Source organism: Bradyrhizobium sp. C9 (assembly GCF_002532045.1).
Classification (GTDB): domain Bacteria; phylum Pseudomonadota; class Alphaproteobacteria; order Rhizobiales; family Xanthobacteraceae; genus Bradyrhizobium.
On record NZ_NWTG01000023.1, the window covers coordinates 39,535 to 56,764 of the forward strand.

The window sequence follows — 17,230 nt, forward strand, 5'->3', positions numbered from 1 at the left end:
GATTGTGCCCCGTCCTCTATCGGTGCTAGTCCGCGACCAGCGCGTGCACCGAGAACATGGTGTCGGCGTCGGTCCAGCTGTCGCGCACCGTCCAGCCTGCGCTGCGCGCGAGCGCGGTGAACCGTTCGAGCGAGTATTTGTAGCTGTTCTCGGTGTGAATGCTCTCGCCGGGGCGGAACGCAAAGATGTTGCCGAGGATGCGCACGGTCTGCGCCTTGCGGCTGATCAGGTGCATCTCGATGCGGTGGCGGTCGCGGTTGTAGATCGAGCGGTGCGTAAATCCCGACAGGTCGAAATTGCCGCCGAGCTCGCGGTTGATGCGAACCAGCACATTGAGGTTGAAGCGGGCGGTGACGCCGGCCGCGTCGTTATAGGCGTCGTACAGCACGCGCTCGTCCTTCTCGAGGTCGACGCCGATGATCATCTGCGCGCCGTGGCCGAGGATCTTGCGCGCGCTGCGCAGGAAAGCCAGGGCCTCGCTCGGCTCGAAATTGCCGAGCGTCGAGCCTGGGAAGAAGCCGACCTTCGGCATGTCGGCAACCGCCTCGGGCAGCGCGAACGGCGTGGTGAAATCGGCCGCGACCGGATAGATGCCAAGACCCGGGAAATCCCGGCGCAGGCCATCGGCCTGGGCCTTGAGGAAATCGCCGGAGATATCGACCGGCACATAGGCGGCGAACTCGCTCGTCTCGAGCAAGAGGCGCACCTTGGTGGTCGCGCCGGCGCCGAACTCGACCAGCGCCGCGCCATCCGGAATGATCGCGGCGATCTCGCTGCCGCGGTCGCGCAGGATGCCGAGCTCGGTGCGCGTCGGATAATATTCCGGCAGCACCGTGATCTGCTCGAACAGCTCCGAGCCGGTGGCGTCGTAGAAATATTTCGGCGACAGCCGTTTCGGGTGACGGGCGAGATCGCCGATCACATCGCCGGCAAACGCCGAGGTCGCTTCGTCGAACGGATACGCTTTGGCCAAAGCGGCGGCATGCACATTCATGATACTCTCCCGAACGCGCTTACCGACGCGTCATCGATGTCGACTGGACTCTGGTCAGGCATAGTCGGCGAGGCGTAACCCCGTGAATTGCCAGCGATGGTGCGGATAGAAGAAGTTGCGGTAGGTGACACGGCCGTGACCGGCCGGCGTCGCCAGCGACGAGCCGCGCAGCACGAGCTGGTTGACCATGAACTTGCCGTTGTATTCGCCGAGCGCGCCCTCGATTGCGCGGTAGCCGGGGTAGGGCGAATAGGCGCTGCGGGTCCATTGCCAGACGATGCCATAGGCGTCGTTGAGCAGGCCGGCGCGCGCCGCGACCTCCCATTCCATCTCGGTCGGCAGATGCTTGCCGGCCCAGCGGGCGAAGGCGTCGGCCTCGTAGTAGCTGACATGGCAAACCGGAGCCTGCAGATCGATCGGCTGCAAGCCGCCGAGCGTCATGATCTTCCATTCGCCGTCGATCTCGCGCCAGTGGCCCGGCGACTGCCAGCCCTCGTTGCTCACGGTGCCGAAGCCGTCCATCAGCCACAGCGTGGCGGTGGAATAGCCGCCGTCCTTGATGAAGGCGAGCCAATCGGCATTGGTGACGAGGTTTTTCGCGAGCTTGACCGGGCCGACCAGCGCGCGATGCGCTGGCTTCTCATTGTCGAAATGGAAGCTGTCGTCGGCATGGCCGACGGTGTGGATGCCCTCGTTGAGCGTCACCCATTCCGCAGGTCCGCGCTGCGACGCCGGGAAGCGCCACGCCGGATCGTAGGCCGGCGGGATCGGGTTCTGGGCGAAGGCATGCAGGATGTCGGTGTACATCAGCTCCTGATGCTGCTGCTCGTGATTGAGGCCGACCTCGACCAGCGGCACCAGCGCCTCGAGCTTGTCCGTCGGGGCGGTCTGGAAGAATTTCACCACCTCGGCGTCGACATGGCGGCGGTAGGCGGTGACTTCGTCTGATGTCGGGCGGGTCAGATGGCCGCGCTGGTGGCGGGCATGGCGGGGTCCGGCGCTGACGTAATAGGAATTGAACAGATAGGCGTAGTCGGGATGGAACGGCGTGTAGCCCTTGGCGTGCTCGCCGAGCAGAAACTGCTCGAAGAACCAGGTGGTATGGGCGCGGTGCCATTTGGCGGGGCTCGCATCCGGCATCGACTGGATCAGCTGGTCTTCCGCCGACAGCGGCGCGACACGGCGCTCGGTCTCGTCGCGGACCGCGCGATAGGCGTCCACCAGCCGCCGCGCGAGCGAACCGGATTCGGAGGACAATGACGGGGAGGTGCCGGGAATGGCGGCCGCGGCAGAGGCTGGTTTCGTCAACGATGGTCTCCGATTCAAGGGGAGAACGTTGCTTCGGCAAACTGGTTCCAGACGGACAGTTCGTCCTAGATAGGGGCTCCGTTACGGGAAAAAAGCCTCCCCCCTGATGATATTGGGCCCGTCAGATAATCCCGGCCCGTTTTGCGGTGCCGTCCGGCCCCTGCCGCATGCCAGATTTCCGCCATTTTGCTTTGGATGCACAATGGTTTGAGCTACATATATAGCCAGTCACGGGTTAGAAGGGTGGGCCGGCCCACAAGGCTTGAGAGCGCCGCCCCCGAAGGAAGCGAAAATGAGCATCGAGCAATTCATCGACAACGAAGTGAAGTCGAACGACGTCGTGCTGTTCATGAAGGGCACGCCGCAATTCCCGCAGTGCGGGTTTTCCGGTCAGGTCGTGCAGATCCTCGACCACATCGGTGTCGGCTACAAGGGCCTCAACGTTCTGGAATCGGCCGAGCTGCGCAACGGCATCAAGGTCTATTCGAACTGGCCGACGATTCCGCAGCTCTATGTGAAGGGCGAGTTCGTCGGCGGCTGCGACATCATCCGCGAGATGTTCCAGGCCGGTGAATTGCAGCAGCTGTTTGCCGACAAGGGCATCCCGGTCGACGTGGCTGCCTGACCTTGACGGCGCGCCAGATCGGCAAGGCGCGGCTCGAAGTCATCGTTACCGACATCACGACCCTGCGCGTTGACGCCATCGTCAACGCGGCCAATTCGTCGCTGCTCGGGGGCGGCGGCGTCGATGGCGCGATTCATCGCGCCGCGGGACCTGATCTGGTCGCCGAATGCCGTATGCTCCACGGCTGCAAGACTGGCCAGGCCAAGATTACCAAAGGGTATCGGCTGCCTGCCAAGCACGTCATTCATACGGTGGGCCCGTTGTGGAATGGCGGCAAGCTCGACGAGGACGGTCTGCTCGCATCCTGCTATCGGCGCTCGGTGGAGCTCTGCCGCGAGCATGGCCTCGCCTCGATCGCTTTTCCCGCAATCTCGACTGGCATCTATCGTTTCCCTGCGGATCGCGCTGCCCGGATCGCCGTAAGGACTGTCGTCGACACGCTGGCCACTGCCCCCAGCGTCGAGCACGTGGTCTTCTGCTGCTTCTCCGCTCCCAGCGCCGAATTGCACGAGGCCGCTTTGGCCTCCTTTGGGAGCCCTTGTGCCTGATGATACCGCCGCTACACTTCCTCGTGATTTCCGGGGAGGGATAGCTCAAATGCATTCATTTCGTTTGACGCGCGCCGCCGCAGCCGCCGCGGTGTTGCTGGCGGCATCGTTTGCGTACGCGCACACCGAGGGCACCTATGAGATTCCGGCGGGCGCGCATTTCAACCCCGACAAGCTCGCCAAGATCGGCGAGTTCTTCAAGAACGAGGTCGCGACCGGAAAGATTCCCGGCGCCAACGTCCTGATCCAGCAGCACGGCAAGCCGGTGTATCACGAGGCCTTCGGCGTGCAGGACGTGGTCAGCAAGACGCCGATCACCGACAAGACCATCTTCCGCCTGGCTTCGATGTCCAAGTCGATCACCGCCGTGGTCTCGATGCAGCTGCTGGAAGAGGGCAAGTACAAGCTCGACGATCCGGTCTCGAAATACATTCCCTCCTTCGCCAACATGAAGGTCGGCGTCGAGAAGAAGGCCGAGGACGGCACCAAGACGCTCGAGCTGGTGCCGCTGAAGCGGCCGATCACGATCCTCGATCTGATGACGCATACGTCGGGCGTCACCTACGGCTTCTATGGCGACAGCCTGGTCCGCAAGGCCTACAAGGAAGCCAATATCTATGGCGGCGATTTCGATCTCGCCGAATTCGCCGAGCGGATCGCCAAGCTGCCGCTGCACAACCAGCCCGGCGAGCTCTGGCAATACGGCCATTCCACCGACATCCTGGCGCGCGTGATGGAGGTGACCACCGGCGAGAAGCTCTCGACGATCGAGCAGGAAAGGCTGCTCGGCCCGCTCGGTATGAAGGACACCGGTTTCTTCGTCACCGATCCCGAGAAGCAGAAGCTGATGGCAGAGCCTATGCCGAACGACAGCGACTTTCGGGTCGGCCGGATCAACGATCCGACCAAGGTCAAGAAATGGGAGTCCGCCAGCGGCGGCATGGTCTCGACCATGGCGGATTATTCGCGCTTCGCCCAGATGCTGCTCAACGGCGGCACCCTCGACGGCAAGACCATCCTGAAGCCCGAAACGTTCAAGGAATTGACCACCGATCGTGTTGGCCCGGGCTCAGGCGTTGCGCGCGACGTATTCTATTTCCCCGGCGATGGCTTCGGCTTCGGGCTCGGGATCGCTGTGCGGACCGATCCGGGCAACGCCAAGCCGCCTCCGCCCGGCGATCTCGGCGAACTGAAATGGGATGGTGCCAGCGGCTGCTACTACATCATCGACCGTAAGCAGGACTTCTTCTTCGTTCTGCTGGAGCAGACGCCGACCGAGCGTCAGCGTATCCAGCGGACCCTGAAGCAACTCGTCTATGAAGCCATGGAAAACTAACATGCGTGGGTGCCGCGCACTCGTCGCGGCACTCGTGCTCGCGTCCGCTGCAACGGTTGCGCAGGCCGGCTCCCCGGGGCCGGCAGTGCACAGCTTCTCGGCGGAGGAGCTCGCCAAGGTCTCCGACTATGTCAGGAGCGAGATCGCGACCGGGAAGATTCCCGGCGGGATCCTGCTGCTGCAGCAGCATGGCAAGCCGGTCTACTACGAGAATTTCGGGGTTCGCGACGTCGCAACCGAGCTCTCGATGAGCGCCGACACGATCTTCCGCCTCTATTCGATGTCGAAGCCGATCACGACCGTCGTGGCGATGATGCTGGTGGAGGAGGGCAGGCTCGCGCTCAGCGATCCAGTGTCGAAATACATCCCGGCCTTTGCCGACATGAAGGTCGGCGTCGAAAAGCGCGGCGACGAAGGCAAGCCGACGATGACGCTGGAGCCGCTCAAGCGTCCGGTGACGATCGAAGACCTGATGCGCCACACCGCAGGCCTGCCCTACGGCTATTATGGCGGCGGTGTCGTGAACAGGAGCTACGCCGATGCCGGGCTGCTCGACAACGATCCCGACAACGCCGAATTCACGGCGCGGCTCACGGCACTGCCGCTCGCCGAACAGCCCGGCACACAATGGGACTATGGTCATTCCACCGACGTGCTCGGCCGCATCATCGAGGTGATCACGGGGAAATCGCTGTTTCAGGTCGAGAAGGAACGGTTGCTCGGTCCGCTCGGGATGAACGAAACCGCATTCTATGTTGCCGACCGGGCGAAATGGCCGCTGATCGCCGAGCCGATGCCGAAGGATCGCGCGCTCAGCCCGGTCGCCAACGTCAGCGACCCGCGCCAGCCGCTGCGAAGGGAATCCGGCGGCGGCGGCATGGTCGGCACCGTCGGCGACTATGCGCGCTTCTCGCAGATGCTGCTGAACGGCGGCAGCTACGGCGGGAAGCGCTATCTGAAACCGGAAACCATCGCGCTGATGGCGTCAGATCACATCGGTCCCGAAACCGGTGTCATGCGCGACAAGAACTATTATCCGGGTCCGAACTCCGGCTTCGGCCTCGGTTTCGCGGTGCGCACCTCGGTGCCGGAGAACACGTCCTGGCCGCTCGGCGAATATCGTTGGGACGGCGTCGGCGGCACGTTCTTCTTCATCGACCCCGCTGACGATCTGTTCGGGATATTCATGGTGCAGACGCCGTCACAGCGCGGCCGGATCCAGCAGGAGCTGAAGACGCTGATCTATCGGGCGATGGGGCGGTAGACGCTCACGTTGCAATCGGTAGCTACGCCCCGCGCACGATGTCCCGGACGTGACCGACGGCTTCCTCGATCATCGCGGCCGTGACGTCGAGATGCGTGCAGGCCCTGATCCGGCCGTCCATCATCGCGAGCGTCACACCGCGCTTGCGCAGCTCGGCGACCATCTTGTCGCCGGAGAAGCCGGCGCCGTCGGGCTTGAAGAACACGAGGTTGGTCTCGGGCGCCTGCACCGCGATGCCGTTGATCTGCGACAGCCCGCGCGCCAGCGCCCGCGCATTGGCATGGTCGTCGGCGAGACGGTCGACATGGTGGTCCAGGGCGTAGATGCAGGCGGCGGCACAGACGCCGGACTGCCGCATCGAGCCGCCGAGCCGCTGTTTCCAGCGCCAGACGTCGTCGATGAAGGCGCGGGTGCCCGCGATCGCGCCGCCGATCGGTGCGCCCAGGCCCTTGGAGAAATCGATCCAGGCCGAATCCCAACCCGCCGTCATGTCGCGCGGCGAGATGCCGGAGGCGACGGTGGCGTTCAGGAGCCGCGCACCGTCCATATGGGTCACAAGCCCATGGTCCTTGGCGATGCGCACGACCTCGTCGAGTGCGGTCTTCTTCCAGATCGTGCCGCCGCCGATATTGGCGGTCTGCTCGACGCTGACGAGCACTTGCGGCGGCTGGTAGCGGGTGCGCGGATGCAGCGCGGCGCGAAATGTCTCCGGCGTGAACTGGCCGTCGTCGCCCGGCAGCTGCGTGATCTGGAAGCCGCCGAGCGCGGCATGCGCGCCGCCCTCGCGGGCGATGATGTGCGCGGTGGCGTGCGCCAGGATCTCGTCGCCGGGGCGGCAATAGGCCAGCGTCGCCGCGACGTTGCACATCGTGCCCGACGGCATGAAGACGGCGGCCTCCTTGCCGAGCAGGTCGGCGACGCGCGCACAGAGCTCGTTGGTGGTCGGATCGTCACCGACCTGCTCGTCGCCGACCTCCGCCCTCGCCATCGCCTCGCGCATCGCCGGCGTCGGCTTCGTCTGGGTGTCCGACAACAGGTTGATGCGGACGGCGGGCGCCTTGGGATCGGGCCGGGCAGGGGTGTAGTGCATGATGGTTCTCTCGGTCGGTGTGCCGCGACTTTAGCCAAACAAAAAGGCCCCGGCAAAACCGGGGCCTTTCGGATCTCGCATGCGTGCCGTGATCAGCGCGAATAGAATTCGACGATCAGATGCGGCTCCATCTGCACCGGGAACGGCACGTCGCCGAGCGCCGGGATGCGGACGAACTTCGCGGTCATCTTGCCGTGATCGACTTCGAGGAAGTCGGGCAGGTCGCGCTCGGGCAGCTGGGCGGCTTCCAGCACCGGGGTGAGCTGCTTGGAGGCTTCCTTGACCTCGATGGTGTCGCCGACCTTCAGCTTGTAGCTGCCGATGTTGACCTTGCGGCCGTTCACCTTGACGTGGCCGTGGTTGATGAACTGGCGCGCAGCGAACATCGTGGCGACGAACTTGGCGCGATAGACCACGGTGTCGAGACGGCGCTCGAGCAGGCCGATCAGGTTCTCACCGGTGTCGCCCTTCAGGCGGCTGGCTTCGACATAGATGCCGTGGAACTGGCGCTCGGAAATGTTGGCGTAGTAGCCCTTGAGCTTCTGCTTGGCGCGGAGCTGCACGCCGAAGTCGGAGAGCTTGCCCTTGCGGCGCTGGCCGTGCTGGCCGGGGCCGTATTCGCGGCGGTTCACAGGGCTCTTCGGGCGGCCCCAGATATTCTGGCCCATGCGGCGATCGATCTTGTACTTCGCCTCACTGCGCTTTGTCATCGCGTCCTCTTTGATAGCCGTCGCTGTCCAGCGACCGGCGTTTTGTCAGTCTAGGGTTTGAGGAGACGCGCCCTCCTGTGTACCGGCCAAAAGGCCCGTACCGACAGGTCCGCCTCGAAAGCTCGGGGAGAACCACGGGTCGCGAAACGCATCGCGGGCCGAAACCGGCCCGCGAGCAAGGGTGGTCTTAAGGAGAAAGTCCGGCTCTGTCAAACAAAACGCAGGGCGATTTGGGCCGAATCGGCGTCAAAATCGGCCCCTTTCGCCGCTTAAAGCCGGGCTCCGGCCGCCCGGACCGGCCGAGCGTCGGTTTGCGGCCGGATCGCGCCCATTTCCGTGGCGATTTCGCCGCTGAGCACCTGCTCGAGCCGGGTCAGGGTTTTGGCGATCAGGGCGGCGTCGCAGACCAGATGGTCCCAGCGCAGCACCACATCGACGGTATGGTCCGGCTTGATCACGCCATAGCTCAGCAGGAATGGCCCGGGGCTCAGCGCGTGCAATTCGCCCGGGCCATAGGCCGCGACCGACGTCACACCGAAGTTGCCGCAGAAATTGGCGCGCTGCCGGCCGAAATTCATCCCGATGGCCCAAGCCAGGCGCCGCAGCGGAAACGGCAGGCGCGTCACACAGAGCATCTTGCGGAACGAGGGGATCTCGTGCAGCGGCGCGGTCTTGGCGCGCCGGATCAGCGCGTCGACATCGCCAAGCGGCATCTCGTCGGCGCCCCGGACGCGTTCGAACAGCACGCATTCCTCGCCCTTCTCAACGCGCGCAATGGCCACCATGCCGACGCTGCACGGCAGCTCGTAGAGGCAGGGCCAGGGCCATTTGACGTGCAGGGTGCGCAGGGTCGGCTCGGTCTTGGCGACCAGCGCGAAAGCCTTGACGAAGATGGCGGCCCAGCCCGGCGCCTGCGCGGCGCGTGCGCGGGCCTCGACCACCGCACGAACGTTCAGCGAGCGCGTCAGGGAGACAAACGGCACGCCGGCCGACGCGTACATCAAATCGGCGACGAGACGGCGCGGCAATGAAATCCGACGAAATTTACCGCGCATCTGTTCGGTTCAAATCCCTGCAATCAGGCAAAAAACAAAGGCCCGGCGAGCTCGGATGGTTGCTCGCCGCACCTGAAGCCAACATGAACCAACGGGCCGGAGGCCAACAGGTTCGGCTCACGGCGCCGGTTTGGCCAAGGGCTCGCCAGCCTTGACCACGTAGACCCCTAGCACCTTGAGCGGCTTGTCGCCGGAAGTTTTGGCGTCGTGCACCGCACCTTCCGGGATCTGGTAGGAATCGCCTGCCTTCAGCTTCAGCGGCGGCTTGCCGTCGATTACAAGTTCCAGCTCGCCCTCGAGCACATAGCCGGTTTCAGCGCCGGGATGGCTGTGACGACCCGACGCACCCTCGGCTGGAACCTCGGCGATTGCCGTGACCGTGGTGTAGCCCGCCGGGAAATCGACCTTCTGCAGCGGCGTCCGCTTGATGCCGCTCTGCTGCCCAAATGCAGCGCCGGCACCGGCAAACGCAATCACAGTGAGACCAAGCAGCAATTTCCTGAACATGCATTTTCCTCCCAAGGCGCGAAACTCTAGCACGCGCAATCGCGGCGGAAAGCGGGCGAAGTGTGATCTGCACTTGCGACATTCGGATAAGACCGCCGGCTGTTCATGGAATTGGACGCGGTCATCCTTACGCGAGGCTTACACGTTGTTCAGGCAATTGCGGTGCTCGACCGCGGGTCCGATACCCGGCCTTGAACGCCGGTTTCCTGACCGATAGGAGCTTGCTCACCGGCAGCTGTTTGGGCGAAGCTGGTGGCTTCGCATCGACGCTCGATCCCGGTGAATGCCGCGACGAATCCGCGCTTCCAATGGCAGTGCGATCGATCGACTGAGCCGATGAAGTCAGGCGCCGCGTGTCCTGCGACATCGTGCCTCGATTGGTTGGATCTCCATCGCGAGCTCGTTTGGCGCGGATCCGCAAACAAGCGGATTTTCCCTTGTTTTCTCGAAAAACCAAATCTGACGACGTCATCGGATTGATGGAATTGCGACATCGTTCGTTAAGGCTGCACGCCTTGGGGTTGCGTTTGGCACAAAATGCACATCACACGCATGGCGCGTTGCGCTATCGTTTGATCTCAAAGCGAAACAGCTCGTGACAACGTCCGGCGGGACGGATCACGCGCCGCAGCAGCGGCAGCGCGTGGACGCGCGCATAGACGAGGAGGGGAGAAGGGGAAGACGGCCTGACGCAATCAACGCTGCCGAAAAAGTGCAGCACAGAAAAATGGAAGGGCGCGACAATGCAATCGAGCACGACGTTCGATCCCCGAGAACCCAAGCCCGTGATCTACAAGCCTATGATCCAAACGGCTGCCATCTTCAGCAAGATTTTCGGCGGAACGCCTATCGGAATCAGCGCCCCATCGAGAACACCGGGCTTCTGGGACCATTGCCCGCGGTAGCGCAAACAGGTGCATCGCCATGTCCCGGGCAGAGATCGCCTCCGCTGAAACAGAGCCGGATGACCGGATGCAGACCGACGACATGGTCTGGATTCCCGGCGGCACTTCCGCATGGGCTCGGACCACCATTATCCCGAGGAGGCGCCATCGCATCGGTGGATTGAGCTTCTGGCTTCCCGGCTCGTTCGCGAGCCTGACAGCGGCGCTGGCGATGCCGGGCTGGGCGTATGAGACGATCTACATTCACCTCGATCAAAGCGCCAACGCGAGCAAGAATTTCGTCATCGGCAACCGCGTGCCGGGATCGGTCGTCGCCGGTCTCAACGCACATGCGGACGTGCTGATCGAAGGGTTCACCTATACCTGAGCGCAGTCCGTGCTGGGCGGGCAGGCGGCCATCACCTTCCTTGCCGCGCCCGGAAATATCGGTGTCGGCGTCGACGCGACGCTGACCGGCCCGCGCGGCAACACGCTCTCGGGCGTTGCAACCGACAACCGCACGACGGTCTCCGACGTCTTCTACCAGGGCACGCTGAAATGGAATCAGGGTGTCAACAACGAGATGTTCTACATCATGGGCAACATCCCGAGCGGGACCTATGACAGCACCCGCCTCGCCAATCTCATTCGGCGTGCGTTGCGCGCTGCGTGTCCCCCGAACTCAGCTTCGGATTCGTCGCGGTCGATGTCGGCGGTGCCTACACCTATCTCGATCCGAAATCCGGCCGCGAGTTCTCGGTGCTGGCCGGGGTCACCTACAACGGCAAGAACAATGACCTGCAGTACCAGAACGGCATCGACTTTCACGTCGACTGGGGGCTCTCGCAGTTCGTCGCCAAGAACGTCCATGTCGGCGTCGCCGGCTACTATTTTCAGCAGATCACCGGCGACAGCGGCACCGGCGCCAAGCTCGGCGATTTCAAGGGACGTGTCGCCGGCATCGGCCCGCAGGTCGGATTCATCTTTCCGGTCGGCGAGGGCTATCAGGGCTATCTGAACGTCCGTGGCTACAAGGATTTCGCCGCCGAGAACCGCGCGGAGGGATGGACCGCCTGGGTGACGTTCCAGCTCTCGACATCAGCGCCGCTGACGGCGCCGACCAAGCCGATCGTGCGCAAATATTAGCGGAGGTGAACGACAGTCCCGATGAGTGACGCGCCTGCGACCAGCCGGCGGCCGGTTCGGATCGGCTTCCGCACCTCGATCATCACGGTGTTCATCGCCGCCGTGCTGGTGGTCGGCCTGACGCTGGTCTACCTCAGCTTCAGGCGGGTCTCCTCGATCACGCAGATGGCCGCGAGCACTTTCATCGACAAGGTCGCGCAACTCGGCGCCGACCGCATCGACGCGCAGTTCAAGAATGTGCGCGACAATCTCGAGATCCTGGCGGGGCTGCCGGCGATCCAGGAGGCCGACATCGCCGACAACACCCGGCTCTATGGCCTGCTGGCCTCGATGCTGCGCAACAATCCGCAGATCTTCAATCTCTACGTCGGATACGAGGACGGCTCGTTCCTCGAGATGGACGTCATCGATCGCGCCAAGCCGCAATTCCGCACCGCGCTGAATGTCGATGCCGACGCGGTCTACCGCGTGGTCGTGATTGCCCGCACAGGGGCGGCCGCGGCGGCGCCGGTGACGCTGTACCTGTCGGAAAATTTGATCCAGGTCGCGCAGGTCGCAGGACCTGACAGCTACGACCCGCGGCAGCGTCCCTGGTATGTCGAGGCCTTCAAGGATCGCAAGACGCTGCTCACCGGGCCCTATGTGTTCTACGCGACCGGTGAGCCCGGCTACACGCTGCGCATCCCGCTCAAGGAGGGCCGCCGCGGGGTGGTGGCCGCCGATCTCCTGCTCAATCGCCTCGAGGAGATGCTGAGCCGGCAAAAGCTCGGCAAATCCGGGCTGGTCTTCCTGTTCAACGATGCCGACCGCATCGTCGGCCATCCCGAGATGCGCGATCTGATGGCGGAGCGCCGCGACGCGTTGCCCCGGATCGACGCCCTCAAGCTTCCCGGCCTGTCCGCGGCGATTGCGTCCTGGCGGAGCGACGGCGGCGCCCAGCAGTTCTTCACCGACGCCGATGGGCGGACGCTGGTCGCAGCCTTTCACCGCATCGAGACCGCCGGGGCGGCCAACATCCGCCTCGCGGTGATCGCCCCGCTCGAAGAATTCTTCGCCAAGATCATCTCGGAGCGGCGCGCGTTGTTCGCGATCGCGCTCGGCTTTGTGATCGCGATGCTGCCGTTCGCGTTCTGGCTCGGCTCACTGCTCGCCCGGTCGCTGCGCGAGCTGGCGCGGCAGACCGACGAGATCCAGCGCTTTCAGCTCGCCGACCGGCCGCGCATGCAATCGGCCATCGACGAGATCGACGAACTCGGCCGTTCGGTGTTCACGATGCGCACCGTCGTGCGCAACTTCTCCAGCTTCATTCCGCAGCCGATCGTCCGTCAGCTGATGGCGTCCGGGGCCTCGTTGCAGCTCGGCGGCGTCAGGCGCGAGGTCACGGTGCTGTTCACCGACGTCGCCGACTTCACCGCGAAGACGGAGAAAGCGGATCCGTCGCAGGTCATGATCTTCACCTCGCGCTATTTCGCCGCGATGTCGGAGGCGATCATGAAGCACCATGGCACCATCGACAAGTTCATTGGCGATGCCGTGATGGCACTGTGGAATGCGCCGGACGACGACGACGACCACGCCATTCACGCCTGCGAGGCGGTGCTCGACTGCCTGCAGCGCAATGCCGAGCTCAACCGGACGTTCCGCAGCGAGGGCTGGCCGGCCTACACCACGCGGTTCGGCCTGCATCTCGGTGATGTCGTGGTCGGCAATGTCGGCTCCGCCGACCGCATGAACTACACCGCGCTCGGTGCCACCATCAATCTGGCCTCGCGGCTCGAAGGCCTCAACAAGAACTACGGCACGCAAGTCCTGGTCAGCGCGGCCGTGCGGGCGCGCGCCGAGCACAAATTCGCGTTCCGCAGCGTCGATCAGATCCGACCAAAGGGCTTTGCCGAGGCGATCACGGTCTATGAGCTTTGCGGCGCGCGCGGCGATTCCGAGCTGGCGTTCTGCGCATTTTGGGAGGCCGTCTACGCTGCGATCCGTGGCGGGGAACCCGCCACGGCGCTGCTGCACATTGCCGACTTCCTGGCCGAATATCCCGGAGACGGCGTCGCGCAATACCATGCCGAACGGCTGCGCGATGTCGTTCAGCAACCGCTGCTCGATCATCCGGTGCACTGAGATGCCGACTGAGGCCTGCGTGCTGCCCCGCAAGATCAACCGGCGACGTATCCTCGGCGGAAGCATCGGCGCGGCGCTCAGCGCCGCGGCGATCGCCGCACCCGCAATCGCGCGAGATCGCGCCCGGCTGCGGCTCGGCTATCTCCATGTCGTCGCCGTCGACGGCCAGATTCTGACCGGCCTTGATCGCGGCTCGTTCGACAAGGAAGGAATCGATTTTGATCTGGTCGAGTTCAACACCGGCTTCGAGGTCGTGCAGGCGATGGCCGCCGGCAAGCTCGACGTGCTGTCGGCCGGTGGCGTCATCTCGAGCCTGCTGCCGCGCGGCGGTTACACCGCGTTCCTCGTCAACGATATCGAGATCGCGACCGCGCAGCTCTGGGTGCGGCCGGACAAGGGCGTGACGACATTCGCGGACCTTCGCGGCAAGCGTATCGCGACCGCCAGGATGACGACAGCCCACATCTTCCTCGATCGCGCGCTCCGCGCCAACGGACTTGGGCCAGCCGATGTCGAGATCGCCAACAGCAACATGTCCGCGGCGGTGGACGCGTTCATCGCAGGCGAGGTGCCTGCCGTCGCGCTGTGGGTGCCATTCAATATCACGGTGCGCGAAAAGCTCCCTGGTGCCGTCAAGCTGGTCGACGCATCCGCCTACTATCCGCAATCCGCCGTCGTCGGGGGCTGGGTCGCCCGGCAGGACTATTTTGCCGCCAACCGCGACGTTTTCGCCCGGATCATCCGCGGCTGGGCCGACGCCAACGATCAGATGCTGCGCAACAGCAAGGCCGCGGCCGGTGCGTTGCAGAAGAGCAATTATCCGCAGGCCACGATCGCCGATATCGAGGAGGCACTCGCGGCGCAGAAGATGTTTTCGTCGCGGGAGTGGAAGCGGCTCTATGCCGATGGCACCGTCGCCAGGTGGCTGCAGCAGGTCAGCGATTTCTTCGTTACGGAAGCGCCGCTCGCAACTGCAACGCCGGCCACGCAATATTTCGATCCGAGCCTTTATCTGGCGACGATCTAGAGCATGATCCGGAAAACCGTGTAGCGGTTTTCCGAAAAGATCATGCTCAAGAAAAAAGTCCCTACCGCCTGATCCCGGCGAATGCGGCAGCGATGCCGCGCTGGAACAGCGACCAGTCGAAGCCGAGCGCGAGCGCGAGGTAGCCGCGATCGATCATCGCATTGGCTTGGTCTGCGGTGCGCGCGACGCCGCCGATCGGCACGCCGCTCTTCAGGATGCCCTGTTCGGCGCGCTGCATCAGCGCGACCACTTCGGGATCGTCAGGAAAGCCGCGCTTGTTGATCGAGGTGGCGAGATCGCCGGGCCCGATCACCGCGAGATCGATGCCCGGTGTTGCCATGATCTCGTCGATGCGATTGACGGCATCGACATGCTCGATCGTGATCATGCAGATCATGTCGTCGTCGGCGGTCGCCATGTAGTCGTTCATCGAGACGCCCCAGCGGAACGGCGCATGGAACGGCCCCCACAGCCGGTCGCCGTTCGGCGGATAGCGCACGCTGCGCGCGGCCTTCTCGGCGTCGCCGCGGTTGCAGATCATCGGAAAGTTGATGCCGAGCGCGCCGATGTCCATCGGCGCCTTGGCGAGGTGCGGCTCGTTGGCCGCGATCCGCACCATCGGAACGCACGGCGTGCCCGAAGTGGCCACGATCATTGCATGCGCGGTGCCGAGATCGATCGGCCCGTGCTCAAGATCGACGATGATCCAGTCCAGCGACTGCGCCATGATCTGCACGGTCTGGATGCTTGGAATGGTCGCGATCGCGCCGAAGGTCGGGCGCCTGTCGCGCCACGCCTGGCGCAGGCGGTTCAGCGGCGTCAGCGGGGCTGCGGTCAAATGCGGTCCTCCCTCGAAGGAGGGCAGAGGCTAGCAGCGAGTCGTGACGGCGAAAAGGATCAGGCCGGGACTCGGCCGCCGAAGAACGGCGTCAGCGCTTCGGTCAGCCTGTGCGGGCGCTTCGAGGTGAAGATCATCTCGGCGCCGGCCTCGTGGCTCTCCGAGCCGGCTGGGCCGAGCAGATCGGCGACGCGGCGGGCGATCGCGGGCGCCGGGTCGATCCAGTCGACCGGCCAGGGCGCGAGCCTGGTCAGGCGCTCCAGTAGCAGCGGGTAGTGCGTGCAGGCCAGCACGACGGTGTCGGTGCGGGCGGGGTCATGGGCGCCACCGCCGACGAAGCAGGGGGCCAGCTCGGCGGCAATGTCCTCGTCGCGCACGATTTGGCCGCTGAGCGCGGCTTCCGCCAGCGAAGCCAGCTCGCCGGAGCCGACCAAGGTCACCTCGCAACCCTGCGCGAAATCCGAAATCAGCTTGCGGGTATATTCGCGCTTCACGGTGCCCCTGGTGCCGAGCACCGAAACGCGCCTGGTTTTCGACTGTGCGCAGGCCGGCTTGATCGCGGGCACCGTGCCGACGAAGGGCAGGCGATAGGCGTCGCGCAGATGCGACATGACCAGCGTGGATGCCGTGTTGCAGGCGATCACGACGAGGTCGGGCGCATGGGCCTCGATCAACTCGCCGACCAGCGGCACCACCCGGGCGATGATCTCGTCCTCGGTATGGTGGCCATAGGGGAAGAAGGCGTCGTCGGCGACATAGACATAGTGGGCGTCGGGCCGGGCGCGGGCGATCTCGCGCAGCACGGTGAGGCCGCCGAGGCCGGAATCGAAGATGAGGATGGTCGGGGGAGTGGGCACGGTGAAAAGTCTATCCGAGGCAGGGTTACCATTCAGTTGTTTTTGGCTATCCGGCCTCTAGCGCCTTTTCCGCTCCGATGGAATCGGAGCGGGGCCCTAGATTCTTGTTTCGACGCGTTTTCTTCACGCTAACCGGGATCCACTTCGCTCTAAAACGCATTGCGGCCGACAAAAGGCGGTGAAGGCGGGAATTTCATATGGCCTTGACCCATCCCTGCAAGTATCAACGCAAACTATTGCTGCGACGTGCGAAATCCAAACGGGGCCATTCGACCATGATCCGCAATACCACCGCGAGCTGGGGCTCGCTGGCCCGTGCGTTCCACTGGGGGCTGGGCATCGCCATCATCGGCATGCTGGCCTATGGCTGGTGGATGAACCACTTTCCGGCGCGGGCGGACAAGTTCTTCTACCGGTCGATCCATGCCGATATCGGCTACATGGTGCTGCTGCTGACCGTGTTGCGGCTGCTCTGGCGCGGCGTCAACCCGACGCCGGCGCTGCCGCCCGAGATGCCCGGCTGGCAGCGGATCGCCGCCCATGTCAGCCATGGCGCGCTCTATGCGGTCACCATCCTGGTCGCGATGCTGGGCTGGGCGCATTCCGGGTCCCGTGCCCAGGACTATTCGAGCTTCTTCGGCCTGTTCCACGTTCCCCAGATCACCTCGCCCGACAAGGCGGCGGCGGACGCCTATGAAGGTCGCCACATCTTCTTCGCCTATGTGCTGCTCGCGCTGATCGTGCTGCACCTTGCCGCGGTCGCCTTCCATCATTTCGTCAAGCGCGACCGGGTCGCGGCGCGGATGATGGGGGCGGGAGAGGCCGACGGCGCTCGCTAGGCGACGCGGGGCGGCGCCGCGCCGCACTGGGCGAGCGGATGACCGCCTTGACGGCCAGGTGATGGCATCGCACCGGCG

18 protein-coding genes and 1 pseudogene are annotated in these 17,230 nt (G+C 64.4%); 10 read left to right on the plus strand and 9 right to left on the minus strand.

Annotated elements, in window-relative coordinates; all coding sequences use genetic code 11:
• Positions 1 to 25: 25 nt before the first annotated feature.
• Positions 26 to 994 (minus strand): L-histidine N(alpha)-methyltransferase, encoded by a 969-nt coding sequence (gene egtD / locus CO675_RS31700; protein ID WP_097675702.1) that lies wholly within the window; start codon positions 992 to 994, stop codon positions 26 to 28.
• A 54-nt stretch (positions 995 to 1,048) separates the two neighbouring features.
• Positions 1,049 to 2,302 carry an ergothioneine biosynthesis protein EgtB gene (gene egtB / locus CO675_RS31705; protein WP_097675703.1) on the minus strand — a complete coding sequence of 418 codons (1,254 nt, stop codon included), beginning with the start codon at positions 2,300 to 2,302 and terminating at the stop codon, positions 1,049 to 1,051.
• 292 nt (positions 2,303 to 2,594) lie between these two features.
• Here egtB and grxD point away from each other — a divergent pair, with 292 nt between their 5' ends.
• From grxD to CO675_RS31725, 4 genes are read left to right on the plus strand one after another with little or no spacing between them, the layout of a single operon-like run.
• On the plus strand, positions 2,595 to 2,927 hold the full coding sequence (gene grxD, locus CO675_RS31710; RefSeq protein WP_016843475.1) for a Grx4 family monothiol glutaredoxin: 333 nt from the start codon (positions 2,595 to 2,597) through the stop codon (positions 2,925 to 2,927).
• A gap of 2 nt (positions 2,928 to 2,929) precedes the next feature.
• The gene (locus CO675_RS31715; protein ID WP_502693427.1) at positions 2,930 to 3,475 is read left to right on the plus strand and encodes an O-acetyl-ADP-ribose deacetylase; all 546 of its coding nucleotides are present in this window, start codon (positions 2,930 to 2,932) and stop codon (positions 3,473 to 3,475) included.
• 49 nt (positions 3,476 to 3,524) lie between these two features.
• Positions 3,525 to 4,811: a serine hydrolase domain-containing protein gene (locus tag CO675_RS31720; RefSeq protein ID WP_198964816.1), complete on the plus strand. Its 1,287-nt coding sequence runs from the start codon at positions 3,525 to 3,527 to the stop codon at positions 4,809 to 4,811.
• A gap of 1 nt (position 4,812) precedes the next feature.
• Positions 4,813 to 6,075, plus strand: coding sequence for a serine hydrolase domain-containing protein (locus CO675_RS31725; RefSeq protein ID WP_198964817.1), 1,263 nt, complete (start codon positions 4,813 to 4,815; stop codon positions 6,073 to 6,075).
• A 22-nt stretch (positions 6,076 to 6,097) separates the two neighbouring features.
• On the opposite strand, the gene CO675_RS31730 is transcribed toward CO675_RS31725, so the two are convergent.
• The 5 genes from CO675_RS31730 to CO675_RS40225 form a co-directional block, all read right to left on the minus strand.
• The gene (locus tag CO675_RS31730; RefSeq protein WP_097675707.1) at positions 6,098 to 7,165 is read right to left on the minus strand and encodes a threonine aldolase family protein; all 1,068 of its coding nucleotides are present in this window, start codon (positions 7,163 to 7,165) and stop codon (positions 6,098 to 6,100) included.
• Between the two features lie 92 nt (positions 7,166 to 7,257).
• Entirely contained in the window at positions 7,258 to 7,875 is a 618-nt protein-coding gene (gene rpsD, locus CO675_RS31735; RefSeq protein WP_092115295.1) for a 30S ribosomal protein S4, read from the minus strand.
• Positions 7,876 to 8,144: 269 nt separating this feature from the next.
• Positions 8,145 to 8,930 (minus strand): acyltransferase, encoded by a 786-nt coding sequence (locus CO675_RS31740; protein WP_097675708.1) that lies wholly within the window; start codon positions 8,928 to 8,930, stop codon positions 8,145 to 8,147.
• 117 nt (positions 8,931 to 9,047) lie between these two features.
• Positions 9,048 to 9,437 (minus strand): cupin domain-containing protein, encoded by a 390-nt coding sequence (locus CO675_RS31745; RefSeq protein ID WP_097675709.1) that lies wholly within the window; start codon positions 9,435 to 9,437, stop codon positions 9,048 to 9,050.
• 565 nt (positions 9,438 to 10,002) lie between these two features.
• Positions 10,003 to 10,194 (minus strand): hypothetical protein, encoded by a 192-nt coding sequence (locus tag CO675_RS40225; RefSeq protein ID WP_143279178.1) that lies wholly within the window; start codon positions 10,192 to 10,194, stop codon positions 10,003 to 10,005.
• Between the two features lie 167 nt (positions 10,195 to 10,361).
• Between CO675_RS40225 and CO675_RS40230 the strand changes: the two are divergent.
• The 5 genes and pseudogenes from CO675_RS40230 to CO675_RS31760 all read left to right on the plus strand — a co-directional run.
• Positions 10,362 to 10,498: pseudogene (locus CO675_RS40230) on the plus strand (formylglycine-generating enzyme family protein); the annotation flags it as partial.
• A gap of 55 nt (positions 10,499 to 10,553) precedes the next feature.
• A complete protein-coding gene (locus CO675_RS41910; protein ID WP_349644049.1) occupies positions 10,554 to 10,709 on the plus strand; it encodes a hypothetical protein in 156 nt (51 codons plus the stop codon).
• Between the two features lie 281 nt (positions 10,710 to 10,990).
• Entirely contained in the window at positions 10,991 to 11,467 is a 477-nt protein-coding gene (locus CO675_RS41920) for a SphA family protein (protein ID WP_349644050.1), read from the plus strand.
• Positions 11,468 to 11,488: 21 nt separating this feature from the next.
• The gene (locus CO675_RS31755; RefSeq protein ID WP_097675710.1) at positions 11,489 to 13,591 is read left to right on the plus strand and encodes an adenylate/guanylate cyclase domain-containing protein; all 2,103 of its coding nucleotides are present in this window, start codon (positions 11,489 to 11,491) and stop codon (positions 13,589 to 13,591) included.
• Position 13,592: 1 nt separating this feature from the next.
• Positions 13,593 to 14,618, plus strand: a complete 1,026-nt coding sequence (locus CO675_RS31760; RefSeq protein WP_097675768.1) for an ABC transporter substrate-binding protein — start codon at positions 13,593 to 13,595, stop codon at positions 14,616 to 14,618.
• 61 nt (positions 14,619 to 14,679) lie between these two features.
• Here the strand turns inward: CO675_RS31760 and CO675_RS31765 are convergent, their stop codons facing one another.
• Both CO675_RS31765 and murI read right to left on the minus strand, forming a co-directional pair.
• Complete coding sequence (locus CO675_RS31765) at positions 14,680 to 15,456, minus strand: HpcH/HpaI aldolase family protein (protein WP_097675711.1); 777 nt, start codon at positions 15,454 to 15,456, stop codon at positions 14,680 to 14,682.
• A gap of 59 nt (positions 15,457 to 15,515) precedes the next feature.
• Positions 15,516 to 16,313: a glutamate racemase gene (gene murI / locus CO675_RS31770; RefSeq protein WP_097675712.1), complete on the minus strand. Its 798-nt coding sequence runs from the start codon at positions 16,311 to 16,313 to the stop codon at positions 15,516 to 15,518.
• Between the two features lie 275 nt (positions 16,314 to 16,588).
• Here murI and CO675_RS31775 point away from each other — a divergent pair, with 275 nt between their 5' ends.
• The gene (locus tag CO675_RS31775) at positions 16,589 to 17,152 is read left to right on the plus strand and encodes a cytochrome b (protein ID WP_097675713.1); all 564 of its coding nucleotides are present in this window, start codon (positions 16,589 to 16,591) and stop codon (positions 17,150 to 17,152) included.
• Positions 17,153 to 17,230 lie beyond the last annotated feature (78 nt).

Bases quoted from the DNA above. Each gene is read 5' to 3' on its own strand.
- grxD (WP_016843475.1), top strand. From the start codon at position 2,595: ATGAGCATCGAGCAATTCATCGACAACGAAGTGAAGTCGAACGACGTC.
- CO675_RS31720 (WP_198964816.1), top strand. From the start codon at position 3,525: ATGCATTCATTTCGTTTGACGCGCGCCGCCGCAGCCGCCGCGGTGTTG.
- CO675_RS31745 (WP_097675709.1), bottom strand. From the start codon at position 9,437: ATGTTCAGGAAATTGCTGCTTGGTCTCACTGTGATTGCGTTTGCCGGT.
- CO675_RS31755 (WP_097675710.1), top strand. From the start codon at position 11,489: ATGAGTGACGCGCCTGCGACCAGCCGGCGGCCGGTTCGGATCGGCTTC.
- CO675_RS31730 (WP_097675707.1), bottom strand. From the start codon at position 7,165: ATGCACTACACCCCTGCCCGGCCCGATCCCAAGGCGCCCGCCGTCCGC.
- CO675_RS31740 (WP_097675708.1), bottom strand. From the start codon at position 8,930: ATGCGCGGTAAATTTCGTCGGATTTCATTGCCGCGCCGTCTCGTCGCC.
- CO675_RS31760 (WP_097675768.1), top strand. From the start codon at position 13,593: ATGCCGACTGAGGCCTGCGTGCTGCCCCGCAAGATCAACCGGCGACGT.
- CO675_RS41910 (WP_349644049.1), top strand. From the start codon at position 10,554: ATGCCGGGCTGGGCGTATGAGACGATCTACATTCACCTCGATCAAAGC.
- CO675_RS31725 (WP_198964817.1), top strand. From the start codon at position 4,813: ATGCGTGGGTGCCGCGCACTCGTCGCGGCACTCGTGCTCGCGTCCGCT.
- CO675_RS31775 (WP_097675713.1), top strand. From the start codon at position 16,589: ATGATCCGCAATACCACCGCGAGCTGGGGCTCGCTGGCCCGTGCGTTC.
- rpsD (WP_092115295.1), bottom strand. From the start codon at position 7,875: ATGACAAAGCGCAGTGAGGCGAAGTACAAGATCGATCGCCGCATGGGC.
- egtD (WP_097675702.1), bottom strand. From the start codon at position 994: ATGAATGTGCATGCCGCCGCTTTGGCCAAAGCGTATCCGTTCGACGAA.